General features: G+C 43.0%; 15 protein-coding genes and 1 rRNA gene (1 of these 16 cut by a window edge). 1 reads left to right on the forward strand and 15 read right to left on the reverse strand.

The genetic code is table 11. The annotated features are described in order from the left end of the window. Nucleotides 1-76: ribosomal RNA gene (locus tag MNQ98_RS26925) — 16S ribosomal RNA — on the reverse strand; it reaches 1,479 nt to the left of the window's first position. Nucleotides 77-550: 474 nt separating this feature from the next. On the opposite strand from MNQ98_RS26925, the gene MNQ98_RS26930 reads away from it, so the two are divergent. After that, entirely contained in the window at nucleotides 551-1,807 is a 1,257-nt protein-coding gene (locus tag MNQ98_RS26930) for an MFS transporter (RefSeq protein WP_241930918.1), read from the forward strand. Nucleotides 1,808-1,972: 165 nt separating this feature from the next. Here the strand turns inward: MNQ98_RS26930 and ligA are convergent, their stop codons facing one another. From ligA to MNQ98_RS27000, 14 genes are all read right to left on the reverse strand, one after another. Continuing rightward, nucleotides 1,973-3,985: an NAD-dependent DNA ligase LigA gene (ligA, locus tag MNQ98_RS26935; protein ID WP_241930919.1), complete on the reverse strand. Its 2,013-nt coding sequence runs from the start codon at nucleotides 3,983-3,985 to the stop codon at nucleotides 1,973-1,975. A gap of 52 nt (nucleotides 3,986-4,037) precedes the next feature. Continuing rightward, complete coding sequence (gene pcrA, locus MNQ98_RS26940; protein WP_241930920.1) at nucleotides 4,038-6,365, reverse strand: DNA helicase PcrA; 2,328 nt, start codon at nucleotides 6,363-6,365, stop codon at nucleotides 4,038-4,040. A 170-nt stretch (nucleotides 6,366-6,535) separates the two neighbouring features. After that, on the reverse strand, nucleotides 6,536-7,225 hold the full coding sequence (pcrB, locus tag MNQ98_RS26945) for a heptaprenylglyceryl phosphate synthase (RefSeq protein WP_241930921.1): 690 nt from the start codon (nucleotides 7,223-7,225) through the stop codon (nucleotides 6,536-6,538). 302 nt (nucleotides 7,226-7,527) lie between these two features. Further along, nucleotides 7,528-8,928, reverse strand: coding sequence for an undecaprenyl-phosphate glucose phosphotransferase (locus MNQ98_RS26950; protein WP_241930922.1), 1,401 nt, complete (start codon nucleotides 8,926-8,928; stop codon nucleotides 7,528-7,530). Further along, nucleotides 8,925-9,836, reverse strand: a complete 912-nt coding sequence (locus tag MNQ98_RS26955) for a glycosyltransferase family 2 protein (RefSeq protein WP_241930923.1) — start codon at nucleotides 9,834-9,836, stop codon at nucleotides 8,925-8,927. Before MNQ98_RS26955 ends, MNQ98_RS26950 begins: the two co-directional genes overlap by 4 nt. Before the next feature lie 105 nt (nucleotides 9,837-9,941). Next, entirely contained in the window at nucleotides 9,942-10,871 is a 930-nt protein-coding gene (locus MNQ98_RS26960; RefSeq protein WP_241930924.1) for a glycosyltransferase family 2 protein, read from the reverse strand. Nucleotides 10,872-10,956: 85 nt separating this feature from the next. Further along, on the reverse strand, nucleotides 10,957-11,835 hold the full coding sequence (gene rfbD / locus MNQ98_RS26965; RefSeq protein WP_241930925.1) for a dTDP-4-dehydrorhamnose reductase: 879 nt from the start codon (nucleotides 11,833-11,835) through the stop codon (nucleotides 10,957-10,959). Further along, nucleotides 11,835-12,854: a dTDP-glucose 4,6-dehydratase gene (gene rfbB, locus MNQ98_RS26970; protein WP_241930926.1), complete on the reverse strand. Its 1,020-nt coding sequence runs from the start codon at nucleotides 12,852-12,854 to the stop codon at nucleotides 11,835-11,837. The genes rfbD and rfbB overlap by 1 nt, the downstream gene beginning before the upstream one ends. 13 nt (nucleotides 12,855-12,867) lie before the next feature. Then, on the reverse strand, nucleotides 12,868-13,416 hold the full coding sequence (rfbC, locus tag MNQ98_RS26975; protein ID WP_241930927.1) for a dTDP-4-dehydrorhamnose 3,5-epimerase: 549 nt from the start codon (nucleotides 13,414-13,416) through the stop codon (nucleotides 12,868-12,870). Nucleotides 13,417-13,454: 38 nt separating this feature from the next. Next, nucleotides 13,455-14,555: a glycosyltransferase family protein gene (locus MNQ98_RS26980; RefSeq protein ID WP_241930928.1), complete on the reverse strand. Its 1,101-nt coding sequence runs from the start codon at nucleotides 14,553-14,555 to the stop codon at nucleotides 13,455-13,457. A 14-nt stretch (nucleotides 14,556-14,569) separates the two neighbouring features. Beyond that, nucleotides 14,570-15,409: a glycosyltransferase gene (locus MNQ98_RS26985; RefSeq protein WP_241930929.1), complete on the reverse strand. Its 840-nt coding sequence runs from the start codon at nucleotides 15,407-15,409 to the stop codon at nucleotides 14,570-14,572. Then, on the reverse strand, nucleotides 15,402-17,747 hold the full coding sequence (locus MNQ98_RS26990; protein ID WP_241930930.1) for a methyltransferase: 2,346 nt from the start codon (nucleotides 17,745-17,747) through the stop codon (nucleotides 15,402-15,404). Before MNQ98_RS26990 ends, MNQ98_RS26985 begins: the two co-directional genes overlap by 8 nt. Nucleotides 17,748-17,774: 27 nt before the next feature. Beyond that, a complete protein-coding gene (locus MNQ98_RS26995) occupies nucleotides 17,775-19,418 on the reverse strand; it encodes an ATP-binding cassette domain-containing protein (RefSeq protein WP_241930931.1) in 1,644 nt (547 codons plus the stop codon). Nucleotides 19,419-19,433: 15 nt separating this feature from the next. Beyond that, on the reverse strand, nucleotides 19,434-20,213 hold the full coding sequence (locus tag MNQ98_RS27000) for an ABC transporter permease (RefSeq protein ID WP_241930932.1): 780 nt from the start codon (nucleotides 20,211-20,213) through the stop codon (nucleotides 19,434-19,436). Nucleotides 20,214-20,228 lie beyond the last annotated feature (15 nt).

Raw genomic sequence — 20,228 nt, forward strand, 5'->3', positions numbered from 1 at the left:
ATCAAGTCCGCTCGACTTGCATGTATTAGGCACGCCGCCAGCGTTCGTCCTGAGCCAGGATCAAACTCTCCATTAAAGGATTTTTCGAGCGGACACTTCCTGAATGACTTCAAGAAAATATCCAACCTTCCAAATCAATTTAAAGAGCGATTCGCTCATTTAGAAGCTAACGTTATTTAACGTTACTTTTGTTTCATTGACGTGTTTCATTTGTTCAGTTTTCAAGGAACTTGTCCGCTCTTCGTCGTTGATATTTCACATCAGCGCCTCAGCAGCGTAGGTTTACATTATATCAAGTGTTTCGATTGCTGTCAACACTTTTTTCGACAACTTTCGACGTGATGTTGAATCTTGATGATTAACTTTCGTCAAAAGCGACAAGAAATAATATACCACGCTGAAAGTTATTTATCAAGCATTTTCGCAAAATAAATTTTCCAGGTCAAAGTCCTCCTCATTTTAGACATAAAAATGAATTGATTTCCAGTTCGAAAGGTTTTAAGGTAAGTTCATTACTTTATCAACTATTATATAGAAAGGAGATGACCTGATGTCGGATAAACCGCTGATTCTGAACAATACCGCCTCTCCATCCAAGCCCGTCCAAAACAACACACAGCAGGCTACGGTATACAAGATACTACTTGCAATCAGCTTTGTGCATCTGTTCAATGATTCGATTCAATCGGTCATTCCAGCTATTTTTCCTATATTAAAAGACAACCTGCTGCTGACATTCACTCAGGTCGGGTGGATCTCGTTCGCCATCAACTTCACTTCATCCATCATACAGCCGGTTATTGGCTATGCTGCAGACAGGCGACCAACACCGATTCTCCTGCCCATTGGCATGTGCTTCACTTTTGCCGGAGTATTTATCCTGGCTTATTCAGACTCATACTTACTCGTGCTATTCTCGGTGATCTTGATTGGTCTTGGATCTGCAACATTCCATCCAGAAGGGATGCGTGTTGCCCACATGGCTGCGGGTATGCGCAAGGGCCTGTCCCAATCAATTTTTCAGGTGGGAGGTAATGCCGGGCAATCTTTGGCTCCCCTGCTCACCCGATATGTGTTCGTTCCTTTCGGTCAAATCGGCGCACTCGGATTCACGGTTGTGGCTGCTGCAGGCATTGTTGTCCAGACATATGTGGCCCGTTGGTACAAGAGCATGCTGGACTCGGGATATACGTTCAAAAAAAGAGCTGGCGCCCGTCTCATGGATCCAGCCCGTCGCAAAAGCATTCGGAACGCGACCTTCATTTTGGTCACCCTGGTATTTGTCCGTTCGTGGTACGGGGCTGCAATCAGCAGCTATTATGCTTTCTATTTGATGGATGCATATAAAATATCAATAGATAACGCACAAATTTACATCTTCTTGTTTCTGGCTTCAGGGGCCGTAGGAACATTCCTCGGTGGTCCGCTAGCCGACCGCTTTGGCCGCCGAAATCTGATCATGCTATCCATGATCGGGACAGCACCAATCGCGATTGTCCTACCGTTCGCCTCGCCTTTTTGGGCTGCCGTGCTGCTCGTGATTGGCGGATTCATCCTGCTTTCAAGCTTTTCCGTCACTGTTGTGTACGCCCAAATGCTGCATCCAGGCAACATCGGTACCGTCTCCGGCCTAATTACTGGCTTTGCGTTTGGTATGGGCGGTGTAGGTTCGCTTGCACTCGGGAGTCTCGGAGATGTATGGGGGATCGGAAACGTGATGATCGCTGTAGGATTCCTGCCGCTGCTCGGTCTGCTTGCCCTGCTCCTTCCGGGAGATGCTCAGCTTGACCGTTGGTCTACTGAGTAACTAAATTGGCTAATCCCCTGAGGAAAAGGGTACTGCAATCAGAGGTTAACAGCTTACCAATAACAGATTATGCTAGTTGAGTGAGCTGAGCTAGTAAAAGGCTCATATCAAAAGAGACACCTTCATTTGCGCAAATAAGCGCTTGAAGGTGTCTTTTTCTATTATCTATTCATTTAACAAACGTACGAACTCATTTTCATCCTCAATGACCTGAATGCCGAGCTGCTGGGCTTTGGCCAGCTTGCTACCTGCTTTTTCCCCGGCGATCAAGAGATCAGTCTTCTTCGACACGCTACCGGTAACCTTTGCACCAAGGCTCTCCAGCCGTTCTGTCGCTTCCTCACGGGTAAGCAGGTGGAGCGTGCCGGTGAGGACAACTGTTTTACCGCTGAAAAAGGAATCTGTGTTCACAGGGCGCGGCGCTTCCGGCGCTTTAGCCTGAATACCCAGGGATAACATCTTCTCAATACTTGCTTGTGCAAACGGATCGGTAAAATATCCGGCGATGCTTTCTGCCACAATACCGCCGACATCCGGTAGGTCTACCAGTTCCTCCGCTGTGGCCGCCATCACCAGATGAAGATCGCGATAGTGATCAGCCAGCATTTTGGTCGTGGATTTACCGGTGTTCGGAATACCAAGTGCATAGAGGAAAGATGCAAGATCCCGCTCCTTGCTCTTCTCAATGGCATCCAGCAGGTTCTGCGCTTTCTTCTCCCCAAACCGTTCAAGCTTCACCAGGCTGTCAAACGAGAGAGTGTACAGATCAGCCGGCTCGCGCACATTCAGCTCCTCGTACAGTTGATTCGCTGTTTTGTCGCTGAAGGTTTCAATGTCCATGGCATCACGAGAAGCAAAATGGGTGATCCGAGCGATAATCTGCGGTTTGCAGCCCAGCTTGTTGTTGCAGAATAAATGCGCACCCCGTTGTTCCAGCGGGAAACCGCATGCCGGGCACTGCTCCGGATAGAGGATTTCCTCACCGTCATTCTCCTCCGTTACCTTGCCGAGAATTTCTGGAATAACGTCATTAGAGCGGCGAATGAACACTCGCGTTCCGAGTGCGAATTTGAGGTTTTTGCGTTCAATGTCACCGACATTGTTCAGCGTGCAGTTCTGCACCGTGACACCTGCCAGCTCCACTGCCTCCACACGGGCTAGCGGAGTGATTTTCCCAGTCCGTCCTACGTTCCAGGTGACAGATTCTAGAATGGTTGTCGTTTCCTCAGCCTCAAATTTATAAGCAACAGCCCAGCGAGGAAATTTATCCGTATAGCCAAGCGCTTCCCGGGTACGGATGTCCGTTACCTTCAGAACCGCTCCGTCTATTAGGTAATCCAGCTCTGAACGGCGTGCTTCAATGTCAGCCAGCTGCTCCATGACGTCGTCAAAGTTCTCGAAATAGAAAATGTACGGATTTACCTTGAACCGGTTGTCGCGCAGGAAATCCATCATTTCTTTGTGATCGTTAAACGTGATGTCATCCGAATAACCTACATTGTAAAAATACGCACTGAGTCTCCGCTCTGCCGTCACCTTCGGATTCAGGTTCCGCAGTGCGCCTGCTGCAGCGTTACGAGCGTTCTTAAGCGGTTCTGCTGCCTTCTTATTGTAGTCTTCCAAAACGCTCAGATTCATAATGCCTTCACCCTGCACTTCGATCGTACCTTCCGTATAAGGAATCGTCAGCGGCAAGGATTTAATCGTCTTGACCTGAGCCAGTATGCCCTCGCCAACCGCACCGTTGCCCCGGGTGGATGCCTGAACCAGTTTACCGTCCCTGTAAGTCAGATTAAGTGTCAGTCCGTCAAACTTCAGTTCCAGCGCATACAGAGGGACCGGCAGAGGATTGTCTGGATTTTTCGTATTGTAGTCATTGACCAGCCTGACGACACGTTCATGCCAGGTGCGGAGCTGCTCGATGTTTTGAGCCTTGTCGAGGCTCCATAGCGAGGCCAAGTGACGGTGTGGCGTAAAGCCCTTTAAAATATCTCCGCCCACCCGCTGTGTCGGTGAATCCGGAAGCGCGGTTCCGGTTTCATTCTCCAGCGCTACCAACTGATCGTAAAGGGTATCGTATTCCTTGTCGCTCACAAGCGGCTGATCCAGCGTGTAGTAATGGTAGTTGTAATTGTTCAGCTCCGCGATGAGCTTCTCCATCTTTTCCTTGAAATCCATGCAGGGGCAATCCTCCTTCGTATTTATGCTTAAGTCAGCAAGTGTGTTATCTCTATTCCACTTTCGTAATCGGTGCAAAACCAGCCAGCAGACGCTTAACACCCACGGGTGCCGGGAATGCGATCTGTAGCTCCATATCATTGTCAGATCCTTTGACGGAGACGATTGTTCCAGTCCCCCACTTGCCATGGGCTACCTTATCGCCGGCCTTAAAGCCATCCGAGCTGCCAGCAGATGTCGCCGGGCGTGCAGGCGCTCCCGTTGTAACCGTCACGCGGCTCTTCTGGGCTGCTGCTGCGGAAGCCGTTGAGCCTCCAAGCGATAAATCCTTGGAGCGACCTCCTCCGAAGTTGCTGCCCCCTCCGCTGCCGAAGCCGCGTCCAGCATATGAGCCACCAACATTGCCGCCGCGACGGTAGCGATCTTGAGCCATTTGGGTGTCTTCCTTCAGCTCATCCGGAATTTCCTCCAGAAAACGGGAAGGCGGGTTGGCGGTCGTCCGGCCGAACAAGGTCCGCATCCGTGCACAAGAGAGAAACAGCTGCTTCTCCGCACGGGTAATACCAACGTAAGCCAAACGACGTTCCTCTTCCAATTCTTCGTTATCCGAAAAGGCACGGCTGTGCGGGAACACGCCCTCCTCCATGCCGATGATGAACACGACTGGAAACTCTAGACCTTTGGCGCTGTGCATCGTCATGAGCACGACGGCATCACTGCGATCCTCTTCCTCGTCGTTCACGGAATCGATATCGGCGATCAGTGCGAGATCGGTGAGGAACGAAACGAGGGATTTGTCCTCGTTATTTTTCTCAAATTCCTGAGTAACAGACAAGAACTCGTCAATGTTCTCAAGTCGGGATCTGGATTCAATCGTATTCTCTGTCTGCAGCTCCGTCCGGTATTCGGACATTTCCAATACTTTTTCCGTCAGCTCGGTTACCGACAGGAACTCGACCATTCTGTTCAGTGCTGCGATCATATCGTAGAATTCGACCAACGCGTTGCGGGTACGGCCTGCAAAACCGAGATCGTCCACCACTTGGAGCACCCGGAAGATTGACATTCCACGTTCACCGGCCGCAGCCGCCAGCTTGCCGACGGTCGTATCTCCGATGCTTCTTTTCGGCACATTGATGATCCGCGTCAGGCTGATGTCATCATCCGGGTTGGAGATTAACCGCAAGTATGCAAGCAAGTCCTTGATCTCTTTACGGTCGTAGAACTTAACGCCGCCGACGATTTGGTACGGGATGTCCGACTTAATCAGAACTTCCTCAATGACCCGGGACTGGGCGTTCGTACGGTACAGAATAGCATGGTTTTGATAGGGCTTGCCTGTTTTCACGTTTTTATTAATTTCGGAGGTGACAAAATAGCCCTCATCATGCTCCGAATCCCCGCGGAAGACTTTGATCTTCGGCCCTTCTCCCTGCTCGGTCCATAGGTTTTTCGGCTTACGTCCTGTATTCAGGGCTATGACCTTGTTCGCCGCATTCAATATATTCGAAGTGGAACGGTAATTCTGCTCCAGCAAAATCGTCCGCGCTTCCGGATAATCTTGTTCAAAGTTCAAAATGTTGCTGATATCAGCTCCGCGCCAACGGTAAATGGATTGATCACTGTCACCCACTACACAAATACGGTGGTGGCTGTCAGCCAGCATGCGGCATAACATGTACTGCGCCCGGTTCGTGTCCTGGTACTCATCAACGTGAATGTACTGGAATTTACGCTGATAGAAGTCGAGCACTTCCGGCATTTCCTTAAACAGCTGGATCGTTGTCATAATGAGATCGTCGAAATCGAGCGAGTTGTTGCTCTTCAGACGTTTTTGATATTCGGTGTACACCTTGGCAACGAGGCTTTCAAAATAATCTCCCGCTTTCTGCTCGTACTGTTGCGGAGAGATCAGTTCATTCTTGGCCGCGCTCATCGTCGCTTGAATCGCTTTTGGCTCAAACTTTTTGGTATCGATGTTGAGATGCTTCATACAGTTGCGGATGACCGATAGCTGGTCGGTGGAGTCCAAAATGCTGAAGTTTGAGGTGAATCCGATCCGTTCAATATCTTTACGGAGGATACGCACACACATGGAGTGGAATGTGGATACCCAAATATCTCGGCCCTCATTGCCAACAAGCTTGGATACCCGTTCTTGCATCTCGCGGGCGGCTTTGTTCGTAAAGGTTATAGCCAAAATGCTCCATGGCGGGGCTTTGCGTGTAGCGATCAGGTATGCGATTCGGTGCGTAAGCACTCGTGTCTTGCCTGATCCGGCTCCGGCCATAATGAGCAGCGGTCCGTCAGTTGCTTCGACGGCCTTCCGCTGCTCGGGGTTGAGGCGCTGGACGGCCTCGTGTATGTTAATGGGCTGCATAGGTTCAGTTGCCTCCTATTTGTATAGAGTAAGTGAAAATCTCAAATGAGTACTATTATATAGTAGAAGAGTCTGTCTATCGATGTAAGAAAAAGGTGGTTAACCGCCATTATGCAACGCCACATCGCGCTTTGGGTGCTTGCGAGATGAATTGCACTTGATTAATTCAGTTAACCTTTCACAGCTTTAACCGTTTCTAGCGCCTGAGCCAAATGATCATAGATTACGTTGCCGACCACTACGGTATCTGAAACAGAAGCCGCTTCAGCTGCCTGTTCAGCTGTCGTTATCCCGCCGCCATAGAACAGTTGAGCGTTATCCAATGATCTGTGAACCGTACGTACCGTATCCATATCGCCAAAAGCACCGCTATACTCCAAATAGACAACCGGCAGGTTCATCAGTTTGTCCGCAATTTGGGCAAAAGCCACCGCTGATTCTTCGCTGATCTGAGCCTCTGCTCTGGTAAGCTTGGCTACCGTGGCATCCGGGTTCAGTACAATGTAGCCCTCGGTGACCACCAGATCCCATGGAATCATATATCCATAACGTTCGATTCCCTGGCGGTGACGTTCCAGGATCCATGTCGGGTCAGGCGTGTTAAGCACCATCGGAACCATATACAGGTCAAAACCAGGCACAACTGCCTCCAGATCAGATACCTCCTGTACACACGGAAGCTCGTAGCGGCGTACGCGTGACATTAAATCTACAGTATTTTCATAGGTCACTCCTGTAGAGCCACCCACCATAATCGCATCGGTTCCCGACATGCATATCTCATCCAACACATCATCATGAATCTCTTTCTCGGGATCGAGCTTAAATACATGCCTCCAAGGCTTTATCATATCTTTCAACGTCATTCCTCCACGTTAACGATCTACTACTAAATTAAGTCTATGATAGCAACGTGAGCAAGTCAATTTGTGTTCGTATAAAATGCGAACATTTTTATTGGTAATGGAGTTGGATGAGAAATAGCGGGCTTTTCTCAGTGAATTAATGCGGGCATTGTCAGAAGGGTTGGGGGCACGGATCTGGCAACGTCAGCATGTGTGTTAGCAGACATACAAAAGAGGCCAGCCGTAAGCTCTGGCTGACCTTGATCATGCGAAAACTGCTGGTTGGCGGATGCCAACTGGCAGCAGTCTAGATGAGATTAATATGCATTTTTGAAGCCGTTGCGGATGGTTCGCAGAATAATTTTAATATCAAATAATATCGACCAGTTCTCAATATAGAAAATATCGTGTTTGATCCGTTCTTCTATAGAGGTATCCCCCCGTAAGCCGTTGCTCTGGGCCCATCCAGTGATGCCGGGACGCACATGATGTTTGACCATGTACTTCGGAATCTCTTCACGGAACTGCTCAACGTAGTAAGGGCGTTCCGGACGGGGACCGACCACACTCATATGGCCAAACAACACATTAAAAAACTGCGGTAGCTCGTCGAGACTGGTTTTGCGTAATAATGAGCCGAACTTGGTGCGACGCGGGTCATTCTCGACCGTCCAACCGGTGTCTTCTACTCCCTCCGGTAAAAGCTTCATCGAACGGAATTTATACATATAAAATGTACGACGGTTCAGCCCTACCCGTTCCTGCTTAAATATGACCGGACCTGGGGATGTCAGCTTCACGCCGATGTAAATACACGCCATCACTGGCAAAGTGATCAGGATCGCCACGAGCGAGAAAGCAATGTCGAACATTCGTTTAAACAGACGGTTCCCCACCAGATCGAGCGGAATGTCTCGCACGTTAATCATCGGCATCCCGGCAAAGTTGTCAAATATCGGCCGGGCAGGCAAGAAGTCGAAAAAGTCCGGAATGATGAGCGTGCGAACACCGGCTTTTTCACAGGCTGCGATGATTTCTAGGTATTTGTGGTGGGCGTTCAACGGGAGCGCTAGGATAACTTCATCAATCATTATCTGATCTAAGACGGAAGCAAGTCTGTCGACGGTACCTAAAATCGGTTTGAAATGGTTAGCCTCTTCCTCGTTCCACTGCTGGTAGTCATCGAGAAAGCCGATCACTTCATACCCGAGCTCTGGGTACAGCCTCAGGTTGTTGTAAAAAGTTTTTCCCAGCGTACCTGCACCAACGATGAGAACAAACTGGCGGTTAAACCCTTTTTCGCGAAAATGATTTAACATCTTCTTCAGGAAGTAACGGTACAATATGATATTCACAACGTTTAGCGTCATATAAATCGCCAGGTACCAACGGGAGATATTGACCTCTTTCACAAAAAACATCAAGCTGAGCAGAATAAACATGCCGACAAAGTGAGTTTGGAATATTTTTAGGAATTCATCAGCATAACGTTTCTTACGTTTCGGAGAGTACACTGCTAACATAACTCCTACTACAATTGCTACTGCTCCGTAAATAAGACTCCACATCGCATAGGATTCAATAGGAATTGGCTTCTCATAAGGAATCCATCCACTCTCGAATTTAATCCACCACGCCAGAAGGAAGGAAAGCTGCACGAAGGCGAAGTCCGTAAGCATATATAGCTTAGTAAGAAATCTTTGATTTTTGCGGATCATAGCTTCACCTCAGCCTGGTGATCAGAAGTTAATGACGTGGCCGAACGAACTGGCTTTAACCGATTAAACAGTAGTGCGAGAATCAGTTTGAGCCCAATGCCTGCGTAGACTGTCCCGTTTACAAATATGTTGTATCGTTCACGATAATGCTTACGGTGGAACAGAATCATGGCCCGATGGAATTCATAGATGATCTTTACAGGTCGACGGCGAGCGCTGCCGCCTTTGAAATGAATGATGTGCGTCAGCGGATAGTAGTGAATTCCCCAGCCCGCCTCCTTGATGCGGTAACACCAGTCGATATCTTCACCATACATAAAAAACTCCTCATCAAGTCCCCCCACTTGCTCGATCGTCTCGCGGCGAACCATCATAAAAGCGCCCACAAGGCAGTCCACAGGATACTCCTGATCCGGATCGAGATAGCCCAACTGGTATTGGTTAAACCTCGGCTTGTTCGGGAACAGCTTGCTCAAACCGAATGCATAATAAAAAGAAGCCGATGGCGTAGGGAAGCCTCTTTTGCAGGCTTTATCCAGCGAGCCGTCCGGCAGAAGTACTTTGCAGCCTGAAGCTCCGGTTATCGGGTTCTTGTCCATAAATGAGATCATGATATCTAGGGTATCTTCAAGCACGACCGTATCGGAATTGAGCAGCAAAATATAACGCCCTTGGGAGATGTCCATTCCCTGGTTATTAGCTTGGGCAAACCCGTTATTATCCGAGTTTACTATCAGCGTGACCTGCGGGAATAACTCAAGGATCGTCTCCACGGACTTGTCTTTCGAGTAATTGTCGATGACGATGACCTCAAAGTTGTATTCCGTCTGCGACGCAAATACTGAATGCAGACAATCTACTGTCAGCTGACAGGTATTATAGTTGACGATTAGGATACTTATATCCATAACATGACTTCTCCTGCCAAAATTAGTAATCTATCGTCATTATAGCATAATAAAGATTAGTATCAGGGTAAGATTTTTTTTGTACAGTTGATCTACAGCAGCTGATTATATGTAATTCACTAATACCAAAAACTTAAACAATATATTTTCAACTAAAGATTGTCTATAAAGTTTAGATTGGCTTAAGTATCTAATTCGATCTATTAGCCTAGGACGTGCCTGTAAAAACAAATCCAATTGCTCTTTTTTCTCCGGCGATAATTTCATGCCATAAACTCTTTCAAATTCCAACGCTTGATGGAACAACAGATGTTTACCAAAGTGTTTTCTAAAGCTATTGAATTTGTTCCTTAGTTTCTGAATTAGCGAATTGCTGCCACCAACAAAGTTGTTTCCATGCTGGCGATACATCATGGATGGCTTTTCCTCGTAAACAACCGTTCCAAATGCAGACACCAAGATGTAAAACCACCAGTCGTGCATTAATACTTTGCTTCTATCAGGCTGATGGTTTTCCAGGAAGAAGTTTCGGGAATCCTTATTGAAAGTAATAGTGGCCCCGACTGCGATATTTTGTACCAATGCATTGTAAAAAGAGGGCTTTCTGGAAGGGGATTGCGGCCACGTACCTCTACTATTCAATTTTTCATCCGTAAGCAATGTTGAAGTAAACACCATAGCCGGTTTACCTACATGCGATATGGTGTCCAAATGAGATACCGCGGACTTTACTTTATAATCAAACCACACATCGTCCTGGTCACAGAAACAATAGAAGTCAGCTTCAGAATCCGAATGAATCAAAAGCTCAAAAAAACTGCCGATTACACCTATATTAGACCCAGTGATCATCTGAATCCGACCCGGATAGAATTTCATAAGTTTCTGTACGATGTGTATGGTTCCATCTGAAGATCCGTCATCACGAACGAGAACAGACACATCCGGATAACTTTGCTTCATAATACTTTCAATCTGTTCTGAAATGTATCGCTCACCATTATAGGCGGACAACAGAACTTGTACTTTTTTCACGCACCCGAAACCTCCCAAGTAGCGAGCCATACAAAATAAAAAGCCCGATCATACAGATCAGGCTCGTTCAATCGCTGTATTTATTTCAGTATAGTTCAGGGTTATGTTTCATATCCAGTAAAAACTCCCTTAACGCCTCCCGCCAATGTCGAAAATCATCAAACTTGTTGTTTCGAATAGCTAAGTGCTCCAGAACCGAATTTTGAGGTCTCGGAGCTGGCCGAGGAAACTCATCAGTCGCGCATGGTTCTAACTTAGCGGAAAAAGACAAGCCTAGCAGTTCATGCGATTCTTCAAAAATGGCCTTCGCAAACTCATACCATGTGCATGAACCGCTATTGGAAGCGTGATAAACCCCGTACTTTTCTGTAGCTGTTAAGTCCAATAAAAAGCGGACCAAATCAACTGTATAGGTAGGTGATCCTTTTTGATCGTTCACAACCTGAAGGAGAGGTTTCTCCTGCCCAAGACGCAGCATGGTTTTGACAAAGTTACTTCCATAAGGACCGAAAACCCAAGAAGTTCTTACAATGAACCATTTGGAGCACAGACTTTGAACCAAGGACTCCCCGGCCCGTTTGGATTTTCCGTAGATTGTTTGAGGATCTGTATTATCATACTCATGATAAGGGTGAATGGCCTTACCATTGAAGACGTAGTCCGTACTAATATAAACCAGTTTGGCCCCGACCTGCTCAGCCGAAAACGCAATATTACGGGTTCCTATTGCATTAACCAGGTATGCTTCATCAACGTTCGTTTCAGCCGTATCGACCGCTGTGTAAGATGCGCAGTGAATAATGGCGTCCGGAAGATAAGCAGATATCATCTGCTGGCATTGATCCATATTCGTGACATCCAATTCCTCTCTACCACAACCAATAACCCGGTGACCTGCCTCACCAAAAAGTGAAACAACATCCTGTCCAAGCTGCCCCTGAGCCCCCGTTACAAGTACCTTCATCAGGATCCACCGAAACGCTCACCGTACTGTCTCGTCACATACTCACGATAAGCGCCAGATTGAATTCTTGTCCACCAATCCTTATTGTCAAGATACCACTGAATTGTTTCCTGAATACCTGTTTCGAAGTTATATTTAGGCTCCCAGCCTAGCTCCTTCATAATCTTAGTCGGATCAATGGCATAACGGCGATCGTGTCCAAGGCGATCCTCTACAAAAGATATGTGGGATTCCGGTTTCCCGAGCTGCTCCAAGATCGTTTTGACGATATGGATGTTCGTCCTCTCGTTATTCCCTCCAATGTTATACACTTCCCCATTGCGCCCTTGATGAATAACAAGATCAATGGCGCTGCAATGATCCTCGACGTACAGCCAATCGCGTATGTTCAAGCCATCTCCGTAAATAGGAAGTGCGTCGTCATTCAAAGCACGGGATATCATTAAGGGGATTAACTTTTCAGGGAATTGATAAGGGCCATAGTTGTTTGAACAGCGGGTAATATTAACTGGCAAACCAAATGTCTCATGATATGCCCTGACCAGCAAGTCTCCTCCCGCTTTGCTTGCGGAATACGGGCTATTCGGTGCGAGGGGTGTCGTTTCAGAAAAAAGACCTGTCTCTCCTAGCGAGCCGTATACTTCATCTGTAGAAACTTGAACAAACTTAGTAACGCCGTATTTCTTAGCAGCATCCAAAAGCACCTGAGTACCTAATACGTTGGTGTTCACAAACACTTCCGGCTCCAAAATACTTCGATCAACGTGAGACTCAGCAGCAAAGTTAACAACCACGTCGATCCCCTGTTGGAAAACTTGATCTACGGCTTGTTTGTCTGCAATATCAGCCTTAACAAATGTATAATTCGGATTATTTTCAATGGATTTTAAGTTCTCAAGATTTCCCGCATACGTTAGTGCATCCATATTAATAATGTGATAGCTCGGATGCTGCTGCATCATATATAAGATAAAATTACTGCCAATAAATCCGGCACCGCCGGTTACAAGAAGTTTCATCTTGAAAAGCCCCCTACTCAAAATTCAATTCCGCATCTTGCAGTAATGGATGCCGCTGATCTTTGTCAGACAGAATTGGGTTGGATGTTGTCCAATCAATTCCCAAAGCTGGATCATTCCATAGTATGCCGCGATCATGTTCAGGGGAATAGTACTCATCCACTTTGTAGAGTACTTGCGTGTTCGGTACAAGCGTGCAGAAGCCGTGGGCAAAGCCTTTAGGAACAAGGAGTTGGCGCTTGTTATACTCGCTTAGAATGACGCCAACCCATTGGCCGAAGGTTGGTGAGCTTTTCCGTACATCCACGATAACATCATAAATGGCACCCGAAAGGACGCGAACCAGTTTTGTTTGAGCTTTAGGATTAAGTTGATAGTGAAGACCACGGATCACTCCCGGTTCAGAGGAGAGAGAGTGATTATCTTGGATGAAGTTTGAACTAATGCCGTTGTCTTTAAATACTCCCTCGTTATAGCTTTCCATGAAAAAACCTCGATGGTCACTGTGAACCCTTGGCTCGAGAAAACAAGCACCTTCTAAGCCTACATGAGTTATTCGCATAGATAGATTCTCCTCTTAATAAAATTATACGATGGTATTTACCTGTTAAATAATTTTTTGTATACCTTTTTACAAAGAATGATAATCCCCTCTGTTCGAATAACATGAATAACCTTAGAGAAATTACCTTTTGAATTTTTGATTATTTGTCCGGTATTTAGCATTTTTTTGAAGTATGAATCACTATATTCAAAAGGATTTTCCACACTGAACATGACATCATAATCTTTTCGATACGCAATTCTTATAGCATCATCTATTTTTTCCCCAGAGCTATAACAGCTATAGGACCATATTGTTTTTGATATAGCATCAGAATCGTTTGCATCATGGATTTCAGAATATTTAGCATACATTTTTTTAAAAGGGTGTTCTCCTTCTGGGAGCCACTTACTCATGCACATTTGGGCGGTAGCCCCATAGCCTGAAAAATGAACAAATCGTATTGGGTCCCCTTTCACATAAAAGACCCCATCCTCTTCAGACATGCCACAGTTTAGTAGTGACCACGGTGCAAAATTATAACCACGGTGTTTAAAGATTTCCACATCAAAAAAACAAGGAGCCAAGTCAATCCATTTTTGATCGGTAAATATTCCATTTGCAATATCATCATAACAATATAAATACAGACGTTCTGCCCACCAATCAATAAATTTCTGAGCTTCTCGACTCCGGTTAACTCCTAAAAATCCTAAATTGTATACACCATGAGCTGTACTGGAAAGTTCCATATCAATATTTCCTGGTTCAAGTAGATGGGGACACAAAACGATAGGGCGAGTATCTAACAAAGCTCGTAGTTCTGTAAAATCAGAATAAACATAAATATCCGGATCTAAATAGATGAATTTCTCCTCATTTGGAAATTCCTTATATAGATATCGAAAGAACTGGCCTTTAACTGCAGTAGACGCTTCCACAATCGTATGCTTAAATATAAACCGATCAAAGTTCCCTTCCCAGACTTCCTTGGACAGAATAATTCTGTCGAAATATGGATATTCAACTTGAGGGATCAGTTCACGTTCAGTTAAACAGACTACAAAAGTTGCATCAGGAATAATTTCTTTAACTGATTCAGCTAGTGTTCGTGCTTTATGTACATAATTTGCACAAATAGATGTGAAAATGATCATTATTAGAACCTCTTTTATTTCATAATAAATTTTTTTATGAATGATTTAAGAATAGGAATACGCTTGATCTTGTCTAAGATGAGGATACTCTCCTGTAGTGTTCTATTAAAAAATATTTGATCTATAAGAGCGTCTCGCAAAATTAAAGCATATTGGTCCTTGTACTTCTCATAAAGCACTGGGTGATTACGATAGATATCTCGATAAGTTTCCTTCACGATATTAGGATTAGTTAAAAATTCAGTCGTACGTGAGGCCGGTTTTATCCGATAATGAAACAGCACTTCAGGAATTTGATAGATTTCTTTACCAATCTCTAAAATGGAGAGCCAAAAATCGTAATCCTCCATACCGTGTTCCATATCGGTATTGAATCCACCCACTTTTTCCCAGTCCTCTTTATGGAATAATGCCGTCACAAAAACAATATTATCTAGTAGCATTTTGTCTAGTGAATAATTAGGGAGCTCCCATTTACCATTGTTCTCCCCAAACAGATCTGCGTAACAATAGACAACACCAATATGTCCATTTTTCTCAAGCACCTGAACTGCCTTCTCCACATAATCCGGTTCAATTATGTCATCGGCATCCAATGGCAAAATATACTTCCCAGTTGCCTGAGTGATACCTGTATTTCTTGCTCCAGCTGGTCTGGCACGATTAGTTTTAAGAAGCTTAATGTCAGGGCCAGATAAACGGCTTAGAACACTTAGTGTTTGCTCATTGTCAGAACCATCATCAACAATAACCAGTTCGATATTTTTATAGGTTTGTGCAAAGACCGAAGCTACTGCTTCTTCAATATACTCCCCATCGTTATAACAGGGCATTATGATACTGACTTTACTCATCGGCTGCCCCCCTAGTAATACATCCTTTCATTAATACCTTTACCACTGTTTTTATCCGATGTTCATTCATTTGAGTAAGTATATAATTCAGATCATTTTCCTTTCTATTCAGTTCATTTAATATGCTATTTAAGTGTTCTTTTGTAGCAATCAATTCTGTCTGCACCGCACTCAACTGAGCTAACTTCTCATTAAATTGAGCCTGGGCACTGCTATATAGATTCTTAAAATCATTTAGTTCGGTTTCTACACTCTGATTTTTAATACATTGTTCCTCTAACTTTAGACGATACTGATTCATTTCCTCTTCTCGCTTCTGATAACCCTGTGTCCAATCTAAAACAATGCACGAGAAAATGACACTTAAATATGATGCTTTCGTAAAATCCCCCCTCAACTCGAACTGAGGATCAAAAGTGAAGAATTCATAACCTTTATCTTCTACATATTTCTCTGCATTAAGTGGTATAATTTCATCTATCGTTCCGTCAGTTTCAATCTTTTCTATTTGAATACAACTAGCCATTCCCTCAAGCGGATCCCACCTTAATTTTTCGGCTAGGTTCAGATCCTTCTTAGAAAATGTCACTGTAAAGCCAGACTCAGTAGAAACAACCTTACATCTTTCGTAATTGGTGTCTTGAAACCCATTCCCCATGTCATAAAACAACGTACTTTGCAATACATTTTCTTTCATTTGCTGTACTGCAGCTTTTTCTATATCGATCGGAATAATGTCCTTCGAAAGTGAGTGCAAATCTCTTATACCAACATATTCTTTAGAAAAATAAACCTCCCACTCAGAAAAACATTGCTCAGTCTTCTCGCTAATATCTAACAATTCGTAAAAGAGTGACTTAGTCAAAAATCCACTTAAATTGTGATCATTCATAAGTTGCTTTAGCATTCGCCACATAACAAACTCTTGGGGAATTTTAATTGGGAAATGCCATTCATAATCTATGACTTGATAGGAGTCTCCGATAATAAAAATATTTCCCGAAATTAAATCTATATTAGTATCGTTAATCCATCGGAGATCCTGTTGAATTTCAACATCTCCAAATATTTTTCGAAATTCATTGGAAATTTGTTGCCCTTGTAGATTTATACCCTGATACAAATTATCACGGAATCGCTTAACCTGGGTTATAAATCCTTCAATATCTCCTAGACTTATAGCTGTAAGTAATACTTCCTCTAGGCTTTTTCCTGAAATATAGGGGAAAGAGAGCCCACCCTCACACACTTGACCCACTGTATTTTTGATACTTCTATGAACATACTTGTAGTCACTATATCCTTGCATATTTGCAAGATGCTTACGTCCTAGTGGGTTAAGAAACTTTTTATAAACATTCTTTCTATCAGAATCAATGTAGGTAAATATACGAAATCTCTCATTTCTATTTGCACTCAGCTTCACATATGAAATATCAGCCGGAGTTTCCTCTGAGTTTTTTGATATTTCAACCATAAAGGAGTTAGAGAATTTATCCATTACACCAAGACTCACAAAAGATTTGTAAACATTTCTTTCTTCAAAGAATCTTGTTCTTGCTATATCTAAAGGATAATCTGACACAGTTGGTAGCATGTTACACACTGTTGTATCGGTAAATATTTCAGCAGGAAATTTATAATCAGGGTATGGATAATAAAACTTAATTACATGTAATTTTGCCTTACTTATTTGTTCAGTCAGTTCTTCCTTAGAGAACGTCCGTACTTTCTCTTCTTCGACATAACCATTTATCCCCGAGAAATACCTGCCTGTATGGTCTTCTTTTGAACCAGAGAAATACTTCAAACCTAGTCTGTTTTCAATGGTCAGCAGTAACCTACCATGTTGCTTAAGATGTTGAGCAGAAATTTCAAGGAAATTTACATATGGGTTTTCACCTTTAACCACATATGAAGCATACTCTAATACACCGTTTATAATTACATAATCAAATTTCCATTCAGAAGGGAGGCTTTGAAAATCACAAACTACAATTTCAAGGTTATCGTAATGTTGGTGACGCTGGAAGTTCACTTCTGCCCTACGTTTAGTTAATTCTACAGCAACTACTTTGGCAGCTCGTTCGCAAAATAGCCCAGTTAGAGCGCCACATCCTGCTCCGATTTCTAAAATAGTACTATTCTCTTTAAATGGATACCAGTTTAATATGTTATGTCGAAGATGCGACATGTGATATACTACGGGCCATCTTCCATCATTAAACCAGTCATATTCATCCTGCTTAGCGTATTGCAACAATTCATATTCAATATCACCATCGGAATATACCTCGTCGGTACTTGATTCATAATAGTCGAGATTCAGCCTTGCCATATAATCACCCCCCACCTATCATTTTTCTTAAGCAAATCTAGAGTTACGTCTTTTTAAAGAAGATTCGTTAGGGGCACCGACATCATAATGCATTTTAATATCGCAAATGTTGTCTTCAATTACCTTAAATGACTTAATTGATGAATACGAATCAATTTCTGTTAAAAATACCCTTTCATCCAACAAGGTAAAATAATAAGGCACTCCCTTTAAATATAATTGATCATAAATATCCTCATAATACGCTTCTAATTTATCTAAATTCTGCGTTCTGACTAATTTCGGAGCGATATCCCCTGCTCCATTTTGATATACGCTTATATAATAATAGGAACCAATTTTTATTATGTCATTCATTCCTTGCAATTCAAACGGTACTTTGTACTCACACATCAATTCAAAGGATAAATCGAATGTTTTAACGACTATAATTTTACCGGGACCAGAAACAATATATAATTTATTGTCTATAAGACTAATAGCTCTAACATAAGAATTTTCTAAACATTCTAGTTTCTTGATTTTTTCGATTATTACATCTTCTCCCGTATTTTTTAATACAAAAATTTGTTGAGACGATGCAGCGATTCCATAAAACAACTTATTATTCGAATCATAAACCAATTTGTTAGGTTGATGCCCAATTTGTCGAATGATTTGTGTCTCAATGAAAGTTGAACCTCTTTTCCGAAAAACCTTAACTGAATCATTCTCAGTATCTTCAACTAAAAAAACGTTACCATCAGATGCAAGAGAATGTGGACTAGTGAAATCCCCTCTAAATGCTCTCCACTTATTAATAGGCGCAGTGAGATTATTATTATAGATGACTCGATGATGCCAACAATCTACAATGAAATACTGATTATCATATTTTGTTATACAAGTAGGAGTGTATAAATCATTTCTATAAGAGTTCAACACTTTTGAGTCTTCCTGTGACACACCATTTATTGAATTAATATAAGCATCACAAACTTCATCAGTATCTCCGATCATCTTTAAAGTCCCGTGCTCAAGCCATAGAACTCTCGTGCACATTTGTCGAATCTGTTCAATACTGTGAGAAACCAAAATAACTGTCGTGCCTCCACTCATTAACTCCTGCATTCTTTGGGAACTTTTCTTTTGAAAGTGAGCATCACCTACAGATAAAATCTCATCCACTATTAGGATATCCGGGTTTACTAGTGTTGCAATAGAGAAAGCTAATCGCATTGTCATCCCCGAAGAAAAATTACGAATAGGCACATCAATAAATTCCTGTAGTTCTGAGAACTCAACAATCTCATCATATTTATCAGTTAAATATTTTTTGGAATACCCCAATACTGCGCCATTCAGAAAAATATTTTCTCTTGCTGTTAAGTCAATGTCGAACCCCGCGCCTAGCTCGAGCATAGGAGCAATACTACCATTTATTTGTACACTTCCTTGACTAGGTGTCAGAATCCCTGAGATGATTTTAAGCAGCGTACTCTTTCCAGCGCCGTTGCTGCCAACTATTCCTATAACCTCACCTTTCTCTATAGAAAAGGATATATCATTTAGCGCTACGAACTCCTTATACTCAAGTTTTCCTGATATCTTTTTAACAATGTACTCCTTAAGATTCATAATTCGGTCATTTGCCATACGAAATTTCATCGAAACATTATTTAATTCTATCAAGACGAATCCTGCCCCTTATAAATTAAGAATAAATTTATTCTGTGTTCGTTTAAACACGAATGACCCGACAAGAAGCGATAAGAACGCGAAAATGGCACAATAAACCCATGCTTTAGGATCAGGAATACCGCCATTTAAAATAATAAATCTTATAAATCTTATAAAATGATACATCGGATTAAATTCCATTACAGACATCATATAGTTCGGAAGAATACTTTCAGGATAAAAAATAGGTGTCAGATAAGTCCAAATTGTTAGCACTATGCTGTACAAAAACTGTGTGTCTCGAAAGAACACCATCATTGAAGCTAAAAATAGAGATACTCCTAGGATAAAGATGCACATACAGGCTATAGCGAATAAAATTGCAATATGTGCAAAATTAATCGTCAATCCTTGTGAAATAATCACTATATATAAAGCCAACAAGGAAAATAAAAAATTCACACCGGATGACAGTACTTGGGATACTGGGTAAATATATTTAGGAATATAAACCTTATTAATAAGTGATGCATTTTTGATAATACTGGTCATAGATTGGGAAGTGGCCTCAGACATATAATTGAACATAACAATACCAGTGAGTAAATATACCGCATAGTTCGGAATATCAAAGCGAAATAGTGTCGAAAATACCAAGTATTGTACAATCATAATTAATAAAGGATTTAATAAGCTCCATAATATTCCCAATACTGATCGTCTATATCTTGTCTTGAAATCTCTTTCTACTAATTGAGAAAGAAGGAAGCCATACTTCTTATAAACATCTATCACTTTTCTAATCATGGAACGAACCCCACA

The sequence above is a fragment of the Paenibacillus sp. N3/727 genome, assembly GCF_022637315.1.
Taxonomy (GTDB): domain Bacteria; phylum Bacillota; class Bacilli; order Paenibacillales; family Paenibacillaceae; genus Paenibacillus_AQ; species Paenibacillus_AQ uliginis.

Coding starts and splice junctions, on each gene's coding strand:
- MNQ98_RS26930 (WP_241930918.1), top strand. CDS start 551: ATGTCGGATAAACCGCTGATTCTGAACAATACCGCCTCTCCATCCAAG.
- ligA (WP_241930919.1), bottom strand. CDS start 3,985: ATGGATTTCAAGGAAAAGATGGAGAAGCTCATCGCGGAGCTGAACAAT.
- pcrA (WP_241930920.1), bottom strand. CDS start 6,365: ATGCAGCCCATTAACATACACGAGGCCGTCCAGCGCCTCAACCCCGAG.
- MNQ98_RS26950 (WP_241930922.1), bottom strand. CDS start 8,928: ATGATCCGCAAAAATCAAAGATTTCTTACTAAGCTATATATGCTTACG.
- MNQ98_RS26955 (WP_241930923.1), bottom strand. CDS start 9,836: ATGGATATAAGTATCCTAATCGTCAACTATAATACCTGTCAGCTGACA.
- rfbD (WP_241930925.1), bottom strand. CDS start 11,835: ATGAAGGTACTTGTAACGGGGGCTCAGGGGCAGCTTGGACAGGATGTT.
- rfbB (WP_241930926.1), bottom strand. CDS start 12,854: ATGAAACTTCTTGTAACCGGCGGTGCCGGATTTATTGGCAGTAATTTT.
- rfbC (WP_241930927.1), bottom strand. CDS start 13,416: ATGCGAATAACTCATGTAGGCTTAGAAGGTGCTTGTTTTCTCGAGCCA.
- MNQ98_RS26980 (WP_241930928.1), bottom strand. CDS start 14,555: ATGATCATTTTCACATCTATTTGTGCAAATTATGTACATAAAGCACGA.
- MNQ98_RS26985 (WP_241930929.1), bottom strand. CDS start 15,409: ATGAGTAAAGTCAGTATCATAATGCCCTGTTATAACGATGGGGAGTAT.
- MNQ98_RS26990 (WP_241930930.1), bottom strand. CDS start 17,747: ATGGCAAGGCTGAATCTCGACTATTATGAATCAAGTACCGACGAGGTA.
- MNQ98_RS27000 (WP_241930932.1), bottom strand. CDS start 20,213: ATGATTAGAAAAGTGATAGATGTTTATAAGAAGTATGGCTTCCTTCTT.